14 protein-coding genes and 1 pseudogene are annotated in these 17,403 nt (G+C 60.6%); 4 read left to right on the top strand and 11 right to left on the bottom strand.

Going from position 1 to position 17,403, the window contains the following annotated elements; genetic code table 11:
* Nucleotides 1-259, bottom strand: a pseudogene (locus EOA38_RS08765) (4Fe-4S binding protein); the annotation flags it as partial.
* Nucleotides 260-456: 197 nt separating this feature from the next.
* Here EOA38_RS08765 and EOA38_RS08770 point away from each other — a divergent pair.
* Nucleotides 457-1,380, top strand: a complete 924-nt coding sequence (locus tag EOA38_RS08770) for a ferritin family protein (RefSeq protein WP_126093735.1) — start codon at nt 457-459, stop codon at nt 1,378-1,380.
* Nucleotides 1,381-1,444: 64 nt separating this feature from the next.
* Here the strand turns inward: EOA38_RS08770 and EOA38_RS08775 are convergent, their stop codons facing one another.
* From EOA38_RS08775 to EOA38_RS08785, 3 genes are all read right to left on the bottom strand, one after another.
* Nucleotides 1,445-1,870 (bottom strand): pseudoazurin, encoded by a 426-nt coding sequence (locus EOA38_RS08775; protein ID WP_348627511.1) that lies wholly within the window; start codon nt 1,868-1,870, stop codon nt 1,445-1,447.
* 811 nt (nt 1,871-2,681) lie between these two features.
* A complete protein-coding gene (locus tag EOA38_RS08780) occupies nt 2,682-4,010 on the bottom strand; it encodes an anaerobic sulfatase maturase (protein WP_126093737.1) in 1,329 nt (442 codons plus the stop codon).
* 566 nt (nt 4,011-4,576) lie between these two features.
* Complete coding sequence (locus EOA38_RS08785; RefSeq protein WP_126093738.1) at nt 4,577-5,017, bottom strand: MucR family transcriptional regulator; 441 nt, start codon at nt 5,015-5,017, stop codon at nt 4,577-4,579.
* 477 nt (nt 5,018-5,494) lie between these two features.
* On the opposite strand from EOA38_RS08785, the gene EOA38_RS08790 reads away from it, so the two are divergent.
* The 3 genes from EOA38_RS08790 to EOA38_RS08800 all read left to right on the top strand — a co-directional run bounded on the left by EOA38_RS08790 (nt 5,495) and on the right by EOA38_RS08800 (nt 7,921).
* Nucleotides 5,495-6,028, top strand: a complete 534-nt coding sequence (locus tag EOA38_RS08790) for a hypothetical protein (RefSeq protein WP_126093739.1) — start codon at nt 5,495-5,497, stop codon at nt 6,026-6,028.
* A gap of 577 nt (nt 6,029-6,605) precedes the next feature.
* Nucleotides 6,606-7,250: a hypothetical protein gene (locus tag EOA38_RS08795; RefSeq protein WP_126093740.1), complete on the top strand. Its 645-nt coding sequence runs from the start codon at nt 6,606-6,608 to the stop codon at nt 7,248-7,250.
* 242 nt (nt 7,251-7,492) lie between these two features.
* Nucleotides 7,493-7,921 carry a hypothetical protein gene (locus tag EOA38_RS08800; protein ID WP_127298976.1) on the top strand — a complete coding sequence of 143 codons (429 nt, stop codon included), beginning with the start codon at nt 7,493-7,495 and terminating at the stop codon, nt 7,919-7,921.
* Between the two features lie 24 nt (nt 7,922-7,945).
* Here the strand turns inward: EOA38_RS08800 and EOA38_RS08805 are convergent, their stop codons facing one another.
* The 7 genes from EOA38_RS08805 to EOA38_RS08835 form a co-directional block, all read right to left on the bottom strand.
* Complete coding sequence (locus EOA38_RS08805) at nt 7,946-8,740, bottom strand: metallophosphoesterase (protein WP_126093742.1); 795 nt, start codon at nt 8,738-8,740, stop codon at nt 7,946-7,948.
* Between the two features lie 50 nt (nt 8,741-8,790).
* Nucleotides 8,791-9,348 carry a hypothetical protein gene (locus EOA38_RS08810; protein WP_126093743.1) on the bottom strand — a complete coding sequence of 186 codons (558 nt, stop codon included), beginning with the start codon at nt 9,346-9,348 and terminating at the stop codon, nt 8,791-8,793.
* 119 nt (nt 9,349-9,467) lie between these two features.
* Nucleotides 9,468-9,971, bottom strand: coding sequence for a Mov34/MPN/PAD-1 family protein (locus tag EOA38_RS08815; protein ID WP_126093744.1), 504 nt, complete (start codon nt 9,969-9,971; stop codon nt 9,468-9,470).
* Complete coding sequence (locus tag EOA38_RS08820; protein ID WP_127298977.1) at nt 9,964-11,739, bottom strand: ThiF family adenylyltransferase; 1,776 nt, start codon at nt 11,737-11,739, stop codon at nt 9,964-9,966. The genes EOA38_RS08815 and EOA38_RS08820 overlap by 8 nt, the downstream gene beginning before the upstream one ends.
* Nucleotides 11,740-11,750: 11 nt before the next feature.
* The gene (locus EOA38_RS08825; RefSeq protein WP_126093746.1) at nt 11,751-12,890 is read right to left on the bottom strand and encodes a hypothetical protein; all 1,140 of its coding nucleotides are present in this window, start codon (nt 12,888-12,890) and stop codon (nt 11,751-11,753) included.
* Between the two features lie 2 nt (nt 12,891-12,892).
* Nucleotides 12,893-14,395, bottom strand: a complete 1,503-nt coding sequence (locus EOA38_RS08830) for an SAVED domain-containing protein (RefSeq protein ID WP_126093747.1) — start codon at nt 14,393-14,395, stop codon at nt 12,893-12,895.
* A gap of 365 nt (nt 14,396-14,760) precedes the next feature.
* Nucleotides 14,761-17,403 (bottom strand): vitamin B12-dependent ribonucleotide reductase (locus tag EOA38_RS08835; RefSeq protein ID WP_127298978.1); only part of this gene is annotated, 2,643 nt, incomplete at its 5' end.

Genomic DNA, 17,403 nt, shown 5'->3' on the forward strand with positions numbered 1-17,403 from the left:
CGCCGACAACGATGTTGATCGGTTTGCCGGAATAGCCGGTCGAATCGACGACATCGTTGGTGAGAAAGACATAGCCGACGGGTTGCCCGCCCTTCAGTAGCTTTGCCGCGGGCGGATTACCCTCGACTGCGCCGAAACTGCCGGCGGCGGGATCTATGTCGGCCGCCGGCAATCCGCCCAGGAATTCGCCGAGGCGGCCGGCCGCGCTCGCTTCGCATGGCAACGACAGAACGGCGAGAAGAAGAACAAGGACGGCCATCAGCCGGCGCGCCGTCGGTCTCCATCCAAATTCGGTGAGTGATTTCATTGCCGCCATCTGCCCAAAGCCCGACCGAAACCTGACCAAGCGAGCGCCACCCTTAGACGATCGCGCCGGCGGCTCTTTGATCTACGACAAACTCAAACGATGCCAGCCGATGTCATACTGGCGCTCATTCCTCCAGGAGGCGCGCTCCCATGACGCGGCTGAGTGAAGAGCCCAAGGTGCAGTTTCGCAATGTTCAGCAGCTTCTTGGCTTGGCGACGGCCGTGGAGGAAAGCGCGGCACAGCGATACCAAAGGCTCGCTGCTCGTATGGAGAAGCTGAACGAGCGTGAGATTGCCGGAACGTTCAGTACGCTTGTCGAAGAGCAGCGCGACCATGTCGAGGAAATCGCCCGCCGCTCTAGTCAGTTGACGGGCGCGCAGCCGCCGACACCAGCCGATCCGCGTGGGTTGCCTTCAGAAATCGCTCGATCGTGGGACGAAGCGGAGGCAAGCGCGCTACTCACTGCGTACCGAGCCCTCGGCATTGCCGTGGACAACGAAATGTTGGCTTTCGCCTTCTATTCCTATGTCGCGGCGCAAAGCGACGATGCGGCAGTCCGGGCGACGGCGGAGTGGCTCGCCGGAAAGGCGCTCGATCACGCGGCGACGCTGCGCGAAGAGCGGCGTCGTGCCTATCGGCGGCAAGGTGCCGCAGGCGCCCGCAGCGAGATGCCAATGCTGGATGCTTCGTCGCTGCCGGAGTTCGTGCGACAGAGCCGCCAGCTGGAGTCGCGTGCCGCAGCCTGCCACCGAAGGATTGCTTCACGGCTTGCAATCTTGGGTGAGGATGCGGCGTCGAAAACGATCGCCGAGGTCGCCGAGCGGGAACGTGCGAACGGATCTGAAGCCGCCAACGGAACTGTCGAAGCAGGGAGAGCGGAGCTTGCGCAGGCCGCCAGGCCCTTGCCGCTTCTGCGCGCTGCGCTCGCCGAGGCCGAACGGCTGCACCAGGCCTATCTAAATCTCGCCGACCGCACGCGCGACGAACAGGTGCTGGCTGCGGCCCAACGGGCGGCGGATCGGACCCTGCTGAGCCTCGCTGCCATCGCAGCGCGGCTGCAGGCGTTCGGCTGATGCAGCGAGCGTCAGCCGCGGAGCGGTTCAGCGTTCGATGGAATCGCTGAACTGCCTTTACGCACTATTGGCCGATCTGTTTGAACAGCTCCTCGAAAGCCTTCTTGGCCTTGCCGGGCTGATTGACCGCTTCGGCTGCCTTCAGGTTGCTGCCCGGGTCGCCGACCACGACCAGCGCGACCATGCCCATGCCGTAGTGGGGATTGCATTTGATGCCGTAAACGCCGGGCTTCGTGAATGTGACTGAGACGTCCTTGTTCATCTCGCCTTTGAACGGCTGGGCGCCGTCCGGCAGCATGCCGGGAATGGATTCGACATCGTGGCCCTTGTCCTTGGCGACGAAATGGACGGTGTCGCCGGGCGCTACTTTGAGGAACGACGGTTCTAGCTGAAACATCCCGTGCTTGCCCATGTTCATCATGTTGACTTCAACCTCGGCGGCGTGAGCAGCACCAGCCGTTATCAGAGTGGCTGCCGCAACCGACAGCATAAGTTTCATCGAAGGCATTTTCTTCCGAGTCCTTATTTGTCTGGGACGAGATCGCTTGATCGACCCGCGCCGTCTATTAGACGAAGCTCGCCGGCGAACATTGCGCTAGGTCAAACTCAGAGCGGGTTGTCGGCTGAAGACGTGCTGGCTGTTCGCCACGCGCGCTTATTCCTGTCGCGTCCGTCGGCGGTAGATCCTTAGGCAACGTACGGACAGGCACCCCGGCGCTGGTCGGCTCGCACGCTACTCCGGCGAAGAGACGCTCCGTGGCTACGAGTCCACTGACGATTGCTCCAGACATGAGGCTACGACTGGGCGGCTCGGAATGACATCACTGACGAACGGGATCGCGACGGGGAGGCCAATCATTCAATGAAGGCTGCCAGGTGTACGTCGAAGAAAAGGCGAAAGATGCAGCTCGGAACCAACTCGACGAGAAAACGGCCACGAGGATAGCGACGAATAGGAATCCGCTAGCAGCTAGTGGGGCCGCTTTCTCTCGCGATCCACGTCATTCAGAAGCCAACAAGATCGGGAGCCAACCAGAAGGGCATGCTCTCGAGCTGGAGGCCGGCGACCTCGTAGGGAAGCCCGGGTCTTGATGTCGATCACCGACCACGTGCCGTCGGATTCGCTTTCGATGTCGAAATGCTCTGCCATTATTTCGCTTACATATGCGGCGGACGAGTTCCGCCAACCTTCACTGGTCCTGCGAAACTAAAGGGCGCTCTCAACCGCATCGTCGGCATCGGCCATAACAACTTTCCGGCTACGGCTCGGAGCGACTAGCTCTCGCATGGAAACTCTGAGTTCAAGCGCCGCAGCATCGCTTGTACTTTAGGCCGCTTCCGCATGGGCACTGGGCATTGCGCCCGGAAGGCGAGCCTGCAGGCTCTCTTGCCAGCATGTCCATGATCCTGGCCGCAGGCAGCCCTTGACGCAGCAGGTGCACCATCGCCTCCAGCAAGGGTGCCGCGTGGGCAAAGAACATGCGATTGGATTCGCAAAAATAGTTCAACCGCTCCGGGGCATTCGCGGGCGTTGGTAGGAAACGGTGCTTGGGACAGCCGCCATGACAGGCAAAGCGCCATTCGCACCTTTTGCATGCGGCAGGAAGGCGGGCTTTCTTGTCCAGGCCGAACTGTCGCTGTTGCGGCAGAGACGCCAGAGCATCGATCGGAGACTGCGTGATGTTGCCGAGCCGATATTGCGGATAGACGTAGTGGTCGCACGCATAAAGGTCGCCATTGTGCTCCAGGGCCAGTCCCGAGCCACAGGTCTCCGCAAAGACGCATAAAGAGGCTGGCCGCCCGGCCCAGATCCCGAGCTGAAGGTCGAAGAACTGGACGAAGACCCTGCCGACGTCATGACGGACCCATTCGTCGAACATCCTGCACAGGAACCGGCCGTATTTCTTGGGGGTCACGCTCCAAGGCGCGATGACGAGATCGTCGTCGTTGGGCATGGGCGGCGGGGCGAGCTCTCCTTGCCGATCGATCCGCTCGATCACCGGGATGAACTGCATGAACTGCACGCCGATGTCCCGCAGATAGCGGTACACTTCCAGGGGGAAGCTGACGTTGCGGGCGTTGACCACGCACAGGACGTTCGTATCCACCCTATGACGGGCCAGCAGATCCCAGGCAGACAGCACGCGGGACGAGCTGGGCTGGTCGCGCCTGTCGCGTCGGTAATGATCGTGCAGGCGAGGCGGTCCATCCAGGCTCAGGCCAACCAGAAACTGTTCCTCGTGGAAGAATCGTGCCCATTCGTCATCGAGAAGGGTGCCGTTCGTCTGCAGCGCGTTGCGGATGGCGCGGCCTGGCGGACAATGCCTGCGCTGCAATGCGGTTATGGTCCGGAAGTAGTCCAGTCCCAGCATGGTAGGCTCGCCGCCCTGCCAGACGAACTGGATTTCCCGCAGCCCGGCACGCGACTGACTGGCGATATAGTCGCGAATGAAGGTTTCGAGCACGTCGGGCGGCATCCGGAACTTGTTTTCCTCCGGATAGAGCTCTGCCTTTTTCAGATAGTAGCAATAGGTGCAGTCGAGGTTGCATCTGGGACCTATGGGTTTGGCCATGACCCAGAACGGCGAGGCCGCAAGTCTGTCGTCGGCATCATCCCGCAAGTCGGTCATCTCACTTTCCCAGGCTTCCTGCTTCGAGCGCAGATCGAGGCTTTGTGCCCCGACAAGAACGAATGCGGCCGGTATCGTGAAGCTCCTTGCGAACTGCTGCCACTAACGGGAGGGTACCGCTGCCGGCGCTTGGCCATTCGCCTGAGCACATATCGCGCCGCGTCGCTCAATATTGGCCTACCTTGAATCGTCGAAGCTTGCGCCAGCGCAAAGAGTTGACTTCATCCATGGCGAAGCAGTGTCGGTGCCGCCAACCTCGTCTCCGGCCGCCAGTACTCGACAAGCGCCTCGTAGGTAGCAAGGACTTCTTCCACACCCGGATAGCGTGATCGGCAGCACTCGCCGGGTCGCGGCATCGACCGGCTCGGCTTGCCATTCGGGTCGCGTCGAAGTCTCGCCTGCGCTTGCCGCAATGCTATCATTGTCACAGCACGCGCCGCCGAGCGCGGCTAGTGAGCTCGTCGGGAAGTTGCCTTCAGCGGTGCTGTCTAGGTGAGTCGGTTTACCCGCGTCAGGATACCGTCTCTCAAGGCAGCCTCTCAGTTACGCCCGGGCGCAGCAAAGCTCTAGCGAGCCTTCGCTTTCCGCTTGGTGGCAGCCTTCTTCGCTGGTGGGGCCTTCCGGCCCAGACCTATTGCCTTAGCCATTTCCGACCGCGCAGCCGCATAGTTCGGCGCCACCATAGGGTAGTCCGACTTTAATCCCCACTTCTCGCGATACTCGTCGGGCGTTAGCCCATAATGAACGCCGAGATGGCGCTTCAGTGATTTGAATTTCTTCCCATCCTCGAGGCAAATGATGTAGTCGGGGAACACCGACCTCTTCGGATTGACTGCCGGAGCCTGGGCCTGCTTCTCGGGTTCGGTTAGTTGGCGGATTTTCGAGAGTGACGAATTCACGCTGGAAATCAGTTCCGGCAAAGACGCGACGGGTACCGGATTCTTGCTGACGTAAGCGGAAACGATATCTGCGGTTACCTCGATCAGATTGACGGTCGCGTCGGCCAAAACAAATCCTCCTGGTTAAGTGCATCCGTCTCCCTAACTTCCCGAGGCGGCGCAATCAACGACAGGACTGCTGATTTATTACTGATTCACCTGGTGCCTTTTCAGAAAGACGAAGCTGGCCGATTTCACGCCACGCTTGAGCGGTTCACGCAACCAAAGCGTCGGATTTTGGGAAATGTTTTCCCGGCCTGGAGCACCGCCGTCCAAAAAGGTTGTCGGGCACCCACTGGCTGTAATCGCTGCCCTGGGAAGCGGAGATCAAACCCGACCCGGTTCTGTAGAAATGTAACGAAGGCATTTCCAGCGGATTCACCGATGGTTCAGATGGCTCCGTTTTTGTTGCAGGGGATCTCGACTCCCCTGGGTCGCTTATGTATAGGAGCGCCCCATGTTCATGAGCGCCCTTTCTTTCGCACGCATATGACCTCGCCATCCGGTGAGTGACGTCATTTATCGTGCAAAGAAAGGAACCAAATCATGGATATCACCGCTCGTATCAAGCAGGCCATTGCCGCGCATTCACAGCCGCTGCCTGAGTACGCTTCCCCTAGCGCCTTCGACCTTCGCTTCCGTGACGGCAACGCTGCCGACGGCTGGCATCTCGATGACGAGAGCCTGACGCGCGCAGGATACTACTGCACGTACGCCCGCAGGGCGACGGCGGTCGTGCTAGTGCCCGGACTCCCGTCAATCCCTACCTTCTGGCGGCCCGCCGTGTTCTTCCTGCCGGACAATGCCACCCTGAAGCCAGAGGTGGCGTACGATGGCGATCCGCTGCGGCGCGGCTGCAAGCCCGTCCCGGTCACGCAAGCCGTCGATGTGTCGAAGGCGGAGATCGAGCGCAAGGTTTTCGGGCATATCGAGCCCGCGTTGGATGCCCTGGCTCGCTTCTACCGGCGGACCGGACAGCGCTGGGAAGTGCTCTATCTCCGCGAGCGCGACCGCTGCCAGGAGGCGGGCGAGGCCTTCGACTGGTCTGAGCTGCCCGTCGACCCGGGCACGCTCTCCTAGCGTCTTCAGTCGGGACCGTCCTTTCTGGCGGCTCCTCCCAAAAAATACTGAGACCAACGTGGCGTTCGACGTCGCCGCGGTTGCCAGCGTGTACCCCAATCCCGGGAGCGCGGCCGCCCTCCAAATAAAGAAAGGATTCTTGGTATGCCCAATTCTGAATCTAGCCCCAAGTCTGCACGCGGAAGGTCCTATCCGGGTTTGGCGAAGGGTCCGTGCGGTTCGAAGATATGATATTCTCTTGTCAAGCTTCGCTTAAGCGCTGCCATATTGTCGTATGCGTCTTCACGCGCTACGTCATGGAAGCAGGCAAGTGAAAGGAAAGGGTTGAGAAAATGATGTCCGTTCATGACGCACTCGAGGCGTGGCAGGAAGGCGAAATTACGGCCTCTCGCGCAATGTCTCTTACGGGCGCGACGAATATCCTCGAACTCTACGGGCTCGCGGATGCTTGCGACGTGGATATCTGTATCAAGCTGAATGAAGCAGAGGCGGCGGCGGTGGAAAAGGTATCCGCCGCAGTCCGGCGAGCATTGGAGCAACAGAACGCTGGACCCGCTGGCCCCGGACCAAGAGCCGCATGAGTGATTATCGACGGCTGCCCGTCACTATCGTAATCGTCGACAGCGGCCCCTTAATCAGTTTGGCAGCCTGTCATCGGCTCGACCTGCTGGGAGAATTCAAGAGAAGAGTCCGCGTTACCGATGTCGTTCGCGCAGAGTGCCTGCGGTACCCTGATAAGATTGGTGCCGCTGAACTCGCTTCATGGTTCCAGCAGGTTGATGGCCAGAAGCACAAGGTCATCGACACCCCTCTGCTCGACGACTGGCTTGATGCAGTCGCGCAGGAGGAAGCGGGCAACACGTCACGTCCTTCCAAGGGCATTGGTGATGCGTCGATTGCGTGGCTGATACAGCAGATCAACAACTCGGAACCTCGCGACGAACTTATCTTGCTGTTGTCTGACGATGCCAATTTCGGAGATGTCGTGGTCCGTGGCAGCCATCCGGAAGTCTACATGCTCTCGACCCGCCTCTTCCTCCAGGTTCTTGAGAATTTTGGTCGGCTTCAGTCGGCGCAGTCGCTGTATCAAGAAATCGTGGAGGCCGGCCGCAATCTTGGCAGGTACGCGGTGGATCGTCCTGGACGCGTGCAGCGGGGCGTGAAGTCTCAATGGACTGATGTCTTGCAGGACGACGATGAGAATGGGAACGATGTATCTTAGGCAGGCGGCCGACATCGGGCCCTTGATCAGGTGCTGCCGATATCCATAGGCCAACAATTCGCGGGATCGATGATGACTTCAAATCGAGGCCATTCGGTTCACGCGCTTGCGGATTCGATCCTTGCTTCCAGCCAACGCAAGCTCTTGCGGAAACTGGAGTTCGAAGATTGTCAGCAGAACCGTTCCCCATAAAGCACGATCTTTTCCAGCTAGGGCGGAAAGGATTCGCTGTCCTCGAAAGCATGGTCTTCCCCTTGCCGCTCGACCGCAAAGGCGCCAAGTACCGGGCGGCTCGCCTCACGATCCGAACAGGCGAAGCTCAGTACGCCGTCTTCGCTGCGAACATGAACCTGGGAGCTGCAACGGAACTTGCCAGCCTGCTGCCGCTTCCTCGCCCGGAACTCAACGGGCTGAAGCTCACTGCCGGCTTCGATGGCTGGCGCGGCTGGGGCGACCCGCTTGTAGCGGCAGGCCGGCTGCCTTCGCGTGATTGGGTTCTGCAGGTCGACGATCCTGGCGATGCTGCTGTTCAGGTCGACGACATCTTCACGCCGGAGGGCCTCGACCGCATGATGCCGTCGAAGCATCCCAACGCCCAAATCGAAGACCATGTCGCCAGGGAATTCTATCGTCTGCGGGCCACTGACCAGGAAGTCAAGCTGGCGCTCTGAGCAGAGAGGCAACGCTTCCACATGCTACGCGGCGAGTTCGAACCCATCTGCCTCTTCTCGCGTAATCTCCACATGTGCCGCCGAGGCAATAGCGAACAGGAAGTGGCGGATGCGTTCATCAGCCGGGACGACAAGGCAGGTTAGCCTGCCGGTAGCGTATGCCCCGGTATCGATGCCGATACGCCAGCGCCCTCTCTCGGGCAGGCAGGTTGGCGTTGGCGTGTGTCCGTGGACGATGACGTGAGAAAGCTCGCCTTCGTATCGCAGGAAGGGCTCCCGGATCATCATCATGTCCTTCGAATCCTGCTCCGTGACAGGGCGAATTGGATCAACTCCCGCGTGAACATAGGCGAAGCGGCCGTCGACAATGATCGGCACGGCTTGCTGCAATGTCTCCAGGTGCCGGCCGAAGTTTGCCCTGAACGCGGCAGCGGTGTCGGAGATACCGCCCTCGGCAATCAGCCCATAGGATTCCAGTGTCTCGTAGCCGCCCAGCCGTAGCAGCCACCTGCTGAACCTGACTTCGTCGACTGCCTCCGACGTCATGAAATCCAGGAAGTAGGCGTCATGATTGCCGCGGATCAGCCGCGACCGAGGCCATCTCTCCAGTGTGTGGCAGACGAGGTCCAGCGCCTGCCGGCTCGATGGGCCGCGGTCGACGATGTCCCCGAGGAAGAGCACGCGGGGCTCGCGGCCGGATGCGCCAGCTTCCCGGCCAATGGCATCAAGGAGAGGCGCAAGCAAGTCAGCACGGCCGTGAACGTCGCCTATGGCGTAGGTGGTGTATGGCAATCCAGGAATCCTTCCGAGGACCCACAAGTAGCGGCTGTCTCGGCAATCGTTTTGGTCAAACGAAACGTGGCTTGGGGCTAGCGCTTCGTCCCAGTCGGTCGCTTTGCGCGGCGTTTGGTAGGGACCAAGTCGTCGAGGCCTTCGTCATATTCAAAGGCAACGCCATCGAGGGTAATCCGACCGTCATGGGGCGGGAGAGGGGGTGCTCCGTTGGCGTGGGCCTCGCAATCAACGGAAAGCCACGACTTGTCTCGTAGGCTGCCCGGCTTGCCGCAGGTCTCGCAGTATCGATAGGAACGCAAGTCGGCGAGGACCTCTGCCCTATCCAGTGCAAGATGAACAGAGCGGGTAACGGCGCCCTCGGGCATCGCATCAACCCTCAGGCTTCCATATTTCTCGTAGACTTTGTCGAGGCGTAAGCGCGTTCCTGATGGAAGGGCGGCGGAGACGTCGCCGAAATACTTGTCTAGGACCTTTTCCCATCCCGGCCCGCACTCGAAATCCATTCGGGCCGGAATCAGGTCCGGGTACTTCGTCTTCAAATTCGGGAAGTCTGTCATCTGGAAGCCTTTCACCTTTCGCCAAGGCACGCCAGCTTGCAGCGATAGCAAGATAGAGGTGAAGGCTTCGTTCATCCCTTCGTCTAGCTCGTTACGAGCATTCCGGAAACACCGACGGTCAGGGGCATGGCCATCCGAGTACCGGCATGCAGTCTGCATATTGTTTCTTCTGGTTGAAGGTTCGCCTGAAGCTGTCAAGTCTCAGAAGAAACGGAACTCTCCTGGAGCCTTACTAGGCCTCCACGCTCGAAGACACTTGCCGAGAGGTAGACCTCTCGTGCAGCCGAAGTGCCAGCTATAATCATGACCGGCTTCGGACATCGATAGCTGATTTCCTTTGAAATCGCCCGCATTTCCTTGATGTCATTCGCGCTCGGCTCGGGCGCTGCGCGTGGGTGCGAATGCCATTCCCCGACGTAGTATTCGCCATGGCGCCAACGGCTTTGGAGAAGGTCTTTCAAGCCATGGACACCACGCTGAAACCATGTCCGACCTGACCGAGAATCCTTAGACTGCGTCGTTGCCTCGGAGACGGTTACGTTATTCCCGTGGCCATCGTAGCGGCCGACTAGGATGCCTCCGGTCTCGCGGTCTCCCGCCGCCAGCGCGTATTCTTTGATCGTGTGAACGGCCACTCCGGTCACATGTACTGAGATCCCATGAACCTGGCTTACGAAGTCTTTTCCGTCCTCAGGCATCCTGACGCTCCACGGTCCCGTCCACGCCCTGCCTGAAATACTCGCAACGCCTTTGCGGAGACCGGATCGCCCTTAGAATGGCTTTCGATCCAATCGCGCCCCACAATCGCACGTCCGATGCATCTGCCGGGAACACAGGGTGCCAGCAGCCGATACCTTCTATTCGCGCGTCATCAAGAGAGGCAGGGGGAACGCCGAAATCCGCGAAGCTCTCTTTGGCGTCCACCGTGGGAAACGAGGTTTCCGATGCAGTAAACACGAGCAAGCCTTCGCCTTTCCAGGTCATCGCTAAGCTGACGAACGTTTTTTCGTCCCCCCAGTCGAACATTGACAGGGCATCAAGAACACTGTCCGATCCCGAGCAATCGACAATCACGTCGAATGAACGCACCTGTTCTGCTATCTCTGTGTCTGTCGGCGGGAAACTCGATGCGAAGCCCGTGACGTTTGCGTCCGGCATGATCAGGTTCAGGGCACTGGCAAGCGCCGAGGCCTTGTTGTGGCCAACCGCGTCCATGCCCAGCGCGTGTCGGGTAAGATTGCCGACGTCGAGAAGGTCGGCATCAAGGACACCCATCTCGATCAAACCCATCCGAACCAGATTCTCGCACACCGCCCTGCCGAGAGAACCTGCCCCGATGACGAGGACCCGCTTCGACGGCACCACATTCTCCGGACCTGCGCGGGCCCGGATTTCCTCGGGCTCCCAGTTCACCGTGCGGAGCCATTTCAGGTTCGAATTCAAGGACGCGCGGGAACGGTCGATGAACTGCCGCGTATTTTCATTCGCTCGGAAACCGTTTTTCTTTGCCCGACGGTCAGCAAGTTCGACGCCGTCGATCGCTAGCCAATGATAGCGCAAGGGCGGTTCGCCGATCGTGTACGAAAGTGGAAAACCAAGAAGCATCATTACGGGACCGCTGTCCTTCGTTCGGTGACGGCGATCCGCTCCCGATCGAACAAGGACCTCTCCGAGATCGACTCCGACGGTTTCTAGGTAGGAGGACAGGGCGGCCCATGTCCGTGGCAACTCCCATGGCGCGACGACAGGCAACCGATCGAGGGCGATCCAGAGCGCTGTTGCGGACGACTCCTGGGCCGCGATCAAGCGGCCCCATTTCAGCTCGCGGATCGATTTTTGACCTTTGCCGTGGAAAGCCGTGATGCCATAGCTTGCGACCGATCTCGGAAGCCGTGCTAGGTCTGCCCATCCCCACTGACCGTTCATTGCCTGCCAGTACTGAAGGTCGTCGACCGAGCTCGTGAAACCCACCACAGGAAAACTTGTCTGACCAGGACCGGACGGCAGTTCCAGAGGCTCTCCCGGGACCGCGAGTTTATCGCTCGCCCCAGCGTCGATCCAAACAAGTAGCCGCTCGAGATGCCACCAAATCTTCTCGTCGATGGCTTTGGGTTCGCCTGCCCAGGCGACGCGGGCGAAAGCTGCTGCTTGACGATTAAGGCACGGATTGCCCAGCCGCCACGGTAGGGCGGCCGGACCTTCGTCGTTGAAACTCTGGTGCTGGTGGGTCGCAGTTATCCCACCTACCTTCGATGGGAAGACGGTCACAGACACGCTGGCCGGATCGAACACCAGATACCAGTTTGTCTCCGTTGGAATGGTGCCGCATTCGGGAACTGAAAGGCGCGCGCATATATACAGCGTCCACCGGCTGTCGGCCAGACGTGTCCACGGCCGGAGTACCGTAATTCGGCTGTGGCCGACAACGCTGTCGGCCACGTTCTGAAGGACCTCAGGTACGAACAACTACGAGGTCCTCATGCGAACCGCTCGGTCCTCCGTGGTTCGGCGGGCTGCGCAGGCGCCGTGAAGAAACCTGGCTTTCGATCTCCTCCGTTCGGACCGGGAAGCGGGAACTTTCCGCCGAACAGTTTTTGCCAGAGCTGGCCGCTCTTCTGAACGTCGTCACACTCCAGCGCCTCGCGCGCCTGATCGGCCGCGGTCGTGATCGCAGAGTGGAATGCCCTGAAGTCTTCCAGAGGCAGGCGCTTGAGGACGTCGTGCTCGGGCACGCCGTGGTCTGCCAGTGCAGGGACCTTGCCCACGAGGGCTTCGAACCTCCATTTGTCCCGCATCGTCTCGAATACCTGGACGAGGCCTGAAGCCATGGAACTGGTGCCTTCCTCAAGGACGTGGCCGATCATATGCTCCAGCGGGTAACCCTTGGGATATTTGGGGAGGGTCTCGGCATACTGCTGCCGCCACCATTTCGTCGCGCGTACCAGATTGACGTAGTGTCCGTTGCAAGCTCGATTCTTGGCGGCCGTCCACTGGATTTGAGCCAGCGGATGCGTACGTCCCCACCTCCCGACATCGCGGTCGGGAAGGAAAAGCGGATGTGGTCGCCAGTTGCCTGAAGGCGCGTCCTCAAGCAACTGCGGCTGAACTCCGAAGGGCGTTGGCTGCCAGCGCTCGTTCAGCCGCCAGCTCATGTCGTCTTCGATAGTACTGGTGGTCAACACCGAGTTGGACCGATACAGACGCTCCATTGCCTGACGCGACGTCGGATCAGTCGGAAGCGCGGTGATGACCAGATCGAGATCGACATAGGAAAGTTCGATCCCGAAGGAACGTCCCTGAGCCCGCCACTTGCCTGGGTAGTGTCGATCGAGGAACGGCACGAACTTGTCCATCGCCTGCTGGGGGGTGGTTTTGTCACAGTCGATATCCGTCACCACCACCACATCGACATCCGGACGCTTGTCGCCCGTCGGACGAATGGCAGTGGAACGTCGGATGCTTCCTTGCAGGAAGGTCGCCACCACGATTCCACTCAGGTCCCTGTCCGCCGCTAGGCGAGACCGGAGCGTGTTCGAGCCCGTCTTCCATTCCTCCTTCTGGCGATCGGTAGGGCGGATTTCCCTGAGAAACTCACTGAACTGCGATTTAAGTTCCATGTTCAACCGATCCTGATAGAGGGGATGTAGCTGCCGTCCACGGCGCTCTTGAAGTCGAATTCGTATAGCGTCACAGGACCCATCGAGTCGCGGTGCTGGCCCATGAAGAATGTGAAGGCATTCGGGGCCGTTATGAAGAAGTGCCGCCGCGCGCTGATCGGCGGGCGAAGCGCCTTCACGGCACCCGCGATCTGATCGGCGAGATCGGCTGCATGCTCTCCGCCAGCGAGCGCTTTCTGGCTCGGGCCGTTTGCGGCGACGACGTGCAGGATTCTCCCGATGCTCGGGGCGGTCGTCCTGATGTATTCCTGGACATCCGCCAATGCATTTCGCGAGAAGCTGACCACGACAGCGATCTCGTCGCCGGATCCGACTGGAATCACCTCGGTTGTGGCCGCCGGGCCGACTTTCCCGTCGTCCGACCGCCATACGGTGGTCGGCCCTCGTCCCTTCTGGTTGAGTTCGACGTGCGTGCTGGTCTTGAAGCCGAGCATCGCGCCTGCAAGGAAGGCAATCGAGGAATGGCTATCTAGGAACAGACGGATGTCCTTGTCCGTCTGGCGAACGCGCGTGAGGAACTCCTCGACAGCAGAACGGACGTCGGTGTTCCAGTCGATTCCCTCCCTGAGATGCCGCAAGTTGAACAAGTCCACGAGCGAGAGCGTGTTTTCCGGCTGAGCATCGAGGTAGTCTGTCGGACCGTCTGTGAATGAACGGATGGAAATGTTCTTTCTATCCTCCGGCTGGGTCGTTCTCGCCCAGCCTTGTTCGATGCACAGCTCTTCGAAGGCCTCACGGGTAAGCACATTTCGCTGAGTCGCCTTGAGTGCCCGGGCTGCACCATCGAACTTGAATTCGAGGCTGTTACCCCCGGGTGCCAGACCGACGACCTGGAATCTGAGGTCGACGTTTTCACGCATGTCTTGCAGCGAATGATACCCCTCCATGATATGGAAGGTGTCGAGGATCGCGTAGAGTTCTTCGTCCGATTCCAGCTCGAGATGATTGCGCCAAAGAGCGCGGACCTCACCCATTTCGCTGAGTTCTGTTTTCCCTACGGCGAGCTTTTCCAGGTCCAGCGACTTGTCCGCCGTTTTGAGAAGCTTGGACAGCGGGTCATCATCGCGGACGCGATCTGTCGTGACCAATGTGAACGTCGAGCGGGGTGGGGCTTTCGCCACCGCTTCCTTCAGGCGCTGCAAGATAGAGATCGCGCTGGCGCCGATAAACTCGGGTTCCACAAGCTCCCTGAAGCCGAAACGCCCAACTTGGTTTACATGAAATTTGACCTGGTGGTGGGCGGTCTCGACTCTGAACGAGCGACGCCCGGCCATACCAGGATTATATCGCACGACAACGTCGTCGAACCCTTTCGGGCCGTCGGCCTCGTACGAAACTTCGACCACATGGGGTGTCTCCGGATTGCGGAGACCCGAAGCATGTATCCAGAAGAATCGGGCCTGATAGTCATGCCCGTCCCAGTTTGCAATCACTGCGTCAGCCATAGGCACCCACTACCTATACTCTCAATTCTCGTTTTGTTCGCCGTACCACTTTCCGGGCACCCTAGTGCCCGGAAACATTCGTTTCAGTGTTCGCCCGACCTATTCAGGCCGGGTGAGCGGACTTCGTGTGTCGAATGAGCGATCTACCTTGACGTTGAGTGAGATTCAGTGACGCGTCAGGAGGAGGGGGGCGGTGCGTCGCGTAACGTCTTTCGCTCGTTGCACCGCAGCCGATGCATTTCTCTCACGATCCGTTGCTTCTTACCTTCTGACTTTATCAGGAGCGGCCGTCTGGCCGCTCCAAGTACAAAACATTGGCTTGTAGGTACAAAACTTTGAGTGTTGCACCATCTAGGTTTTAGATATCAGCTGCACCCGCTCGTCGAACCACACGTGTCGCACTTCTCGCAGGTGCCGTTTCGCACCATGGTGAAGTTGTGGCACTCGGAGCATTCGTTGCCAGTGTAGCCTTGGAGCAGCGACTGCTGGCGCCTTGTCGCGGCGAGCTTCTTTGCCTCGGCCGCTTCGTTGGCGGCGGCGTCGGTGAATAAGGCCTCGGCGCCGCCGGCGGCCTCGGCTTCCTGTTCCAGCATGTCCTCGGCCAGTTCCCTGGCGCGCTCCTCATAGTCGCGCTTGTAGGCAAGCGCCTCGTCGCTCGCCGGCTTCAGCGCCAGCACGTTGGAACCGGCGAAGGCGGTGGGTGCCGCGCGGGCAGGGGCCGTCGTCGGAGCGGAGCCGCCAAGCCCCTTGGGTTCGCTACCGATGCCCGACACCAGCTTCACCGGCGAGGCGCCGCGATAGAGGCCCTTGGAGAAGGGCGTCGCCTTGCCTTCGGTGATGCCGCGGCCAAGTGCGGTCTTGTCGAAGTCCGACTGGTCGACATGGGCGAGGTCATGGCGACCGAGATAGGAGACCGCCAGCTCGCGGAACACGTAGTCGAGGATCGACGTCGCGTTCTTGATCGCGTCGTTGCCCTGCACCATGCCGGCCGGCTCGAACTTGGTGAAGGTGAAGGCCTCGACATATTCGTCGAGCGGCACGCCGTATTGCAGGCCGAGCGAGATCGCGATGGCGAAATTGTTCATCATCGCGCGGAAGGCGGCACCCTCCTTGTGCATGTCGATGAAGATCTCGCCCAGGCGGCCGTCGTCGAACTCGCCGGTCCTGAGATACACCTTGTGGCCGCCCACCACCGCCTTCTGGGTGTAGCCCTTGCGGCGGTTCGGCAGCTTCTCGCGGTCGCGGTAGAGGCGTTCCACCACGCGCTCGACGATCTTTTCCGTCACCTGCACGGCGCGCTGTGCGGCCGGGGCGGCGATGAACTGCTCGACCGCCTCGTCCTCGTCCTCGTCGTCATCGGCGAGCAGCGAGGCATTGAGCGGCTGCGACAGCTTCGAGCCGTCGCGATAGAGGGCGTTGGCCTTCAGCGCCAGCTTCCACGACAGCATGTAGGCGTTCTTGGCGTCCTCGACCGTCGCCTCGTTCGGCATGTTGATGGTCTTGGAGATGGCGCCCGAGATGAAGGGCTGCGCCGCCGCCATCATCAGGATGTGGCTCTGGATCGACAGCGAGCGCTTGCCGATCTTGCCGCAGGGGCTGGCGCAGTCGAACACTGCGAGATGCTCGGCCTTGAGGAAGGGCGCGCCTTCCAGCGTCATGGCGCCGCAGACATGGATGTTGGCGGCGTCGATGTCCTTCTTCGAGAAGCCGAGAGCCGGCAGCATCTCGAAGGAGACGTCCGAGAGCTGCTCGTCGGTGAAGCCAAGCGTCTCCTTCACCCAGTCGGCGCCCAGCGTCCACTGGTTGAACACGAACTTGATGTCGAAGGCCGACTTCAGCGCCGCATTCAGCGCGGCGATCTTCTCGTCGGTGAAGCCCTTGGCCTTCAGCGAGGGCGGGTTGATGCCCGGCGCCTGGTTGAGATTGCCGTGGCCGACGGCATAGGCCTCGATCTCGGCGATCTGGCTTTCGGAATAGCCGAGCGTCCTCAGCGCTTCCGGCACGGCGCGGTTGATGATCTTGAAGTAGCCGCCGCCGGCGAGCTTCTTGAACTTCACCAGCGCGAAGTCGGGCTCGATGCCGGTTGTGTCGCAATCCATGACGAGGCCGATCGTGCCGGTCGGCGCGATCACGGTCGCCTGCGCGTTGCGGTAGCCGTGCTCCTCGCCGAGCTCGATGGCGCGGTCCCAGGCGGCGCGGGCATGCTCGGCCAGCGCCTGCTGCTTGAGATCGGACGCGACCAGCGGCACCGGGTTGACGGCGAGCTTCTCGTAGCCGGCCTTGTCTCCGTAAGCGGCGCGGCGGTGGTTGCGCATGACGCGCAGCATGTTCTGCGCGTTGCGGTCATAGTCCGGGAAGGCGCCGAGCTCGGAAGCCATCTCGGCCGAAGTGGAGTAGGCGACGCCGGTCATGATCGCGGTGAGCGCGGCGCAGATGGCGCGGCCCTCGTCGGAGTCGTAGGGAATGCCCGAGGTCATCAGCAGGCCGCCGATATTGGCGTAGCCGAGGCCGAGCGTGCGGTATTCATAGGAGAGCTTGGCGATCTCCTTCGACGGGAACTGCGCCATCATCACTGAGATTTCGAGCACGACGGTCCACAGCCGGACGGTGTGCTCGTAGGCAGCGATGTCGATCGTGCCGTCCTCTCTGCGGTAGGGCAGGAGGTTGATCGAGGCGAGGTTGCAGGCCGTGTCGTCGAGGAACATGTATTCCGAGCACGGGTTGGAGGCCCGGATCGCACCGGCGGACGCGCAGGTGTGCCAGTCGTTCATCGTCGTGTTGAAGTGCAGGCCGGGGTCGGCCGACGCCCAGGCGGCATAGCCGATCTTTTCCCAGAGGTCCTTGGCCTTCAGCGTCTTCAGCACCTTGCCGTCCTTGCGGGCGGTGAGCTGCCAGTCGCCATCGGCTTCGACGGCGCGCAGGAAGTTGTCCTTCAGCGACACCGAATTGTTGGAGTTCTGGCCGGAGACGGTGAGATAGGCGTCGGAATCCCAGTCGGTGTCGTAGGT

It is taken from the genome of Mesorhizobium sp. M1E.F.Ca.ET.041.01.1.1, from assembly GCF_003997355.1.
GTDB lineage: Bacteria > Pseudomonadota > Alphaproteobacteria > Rhizobiales > Rhizobiaceae > Mesorhizobium.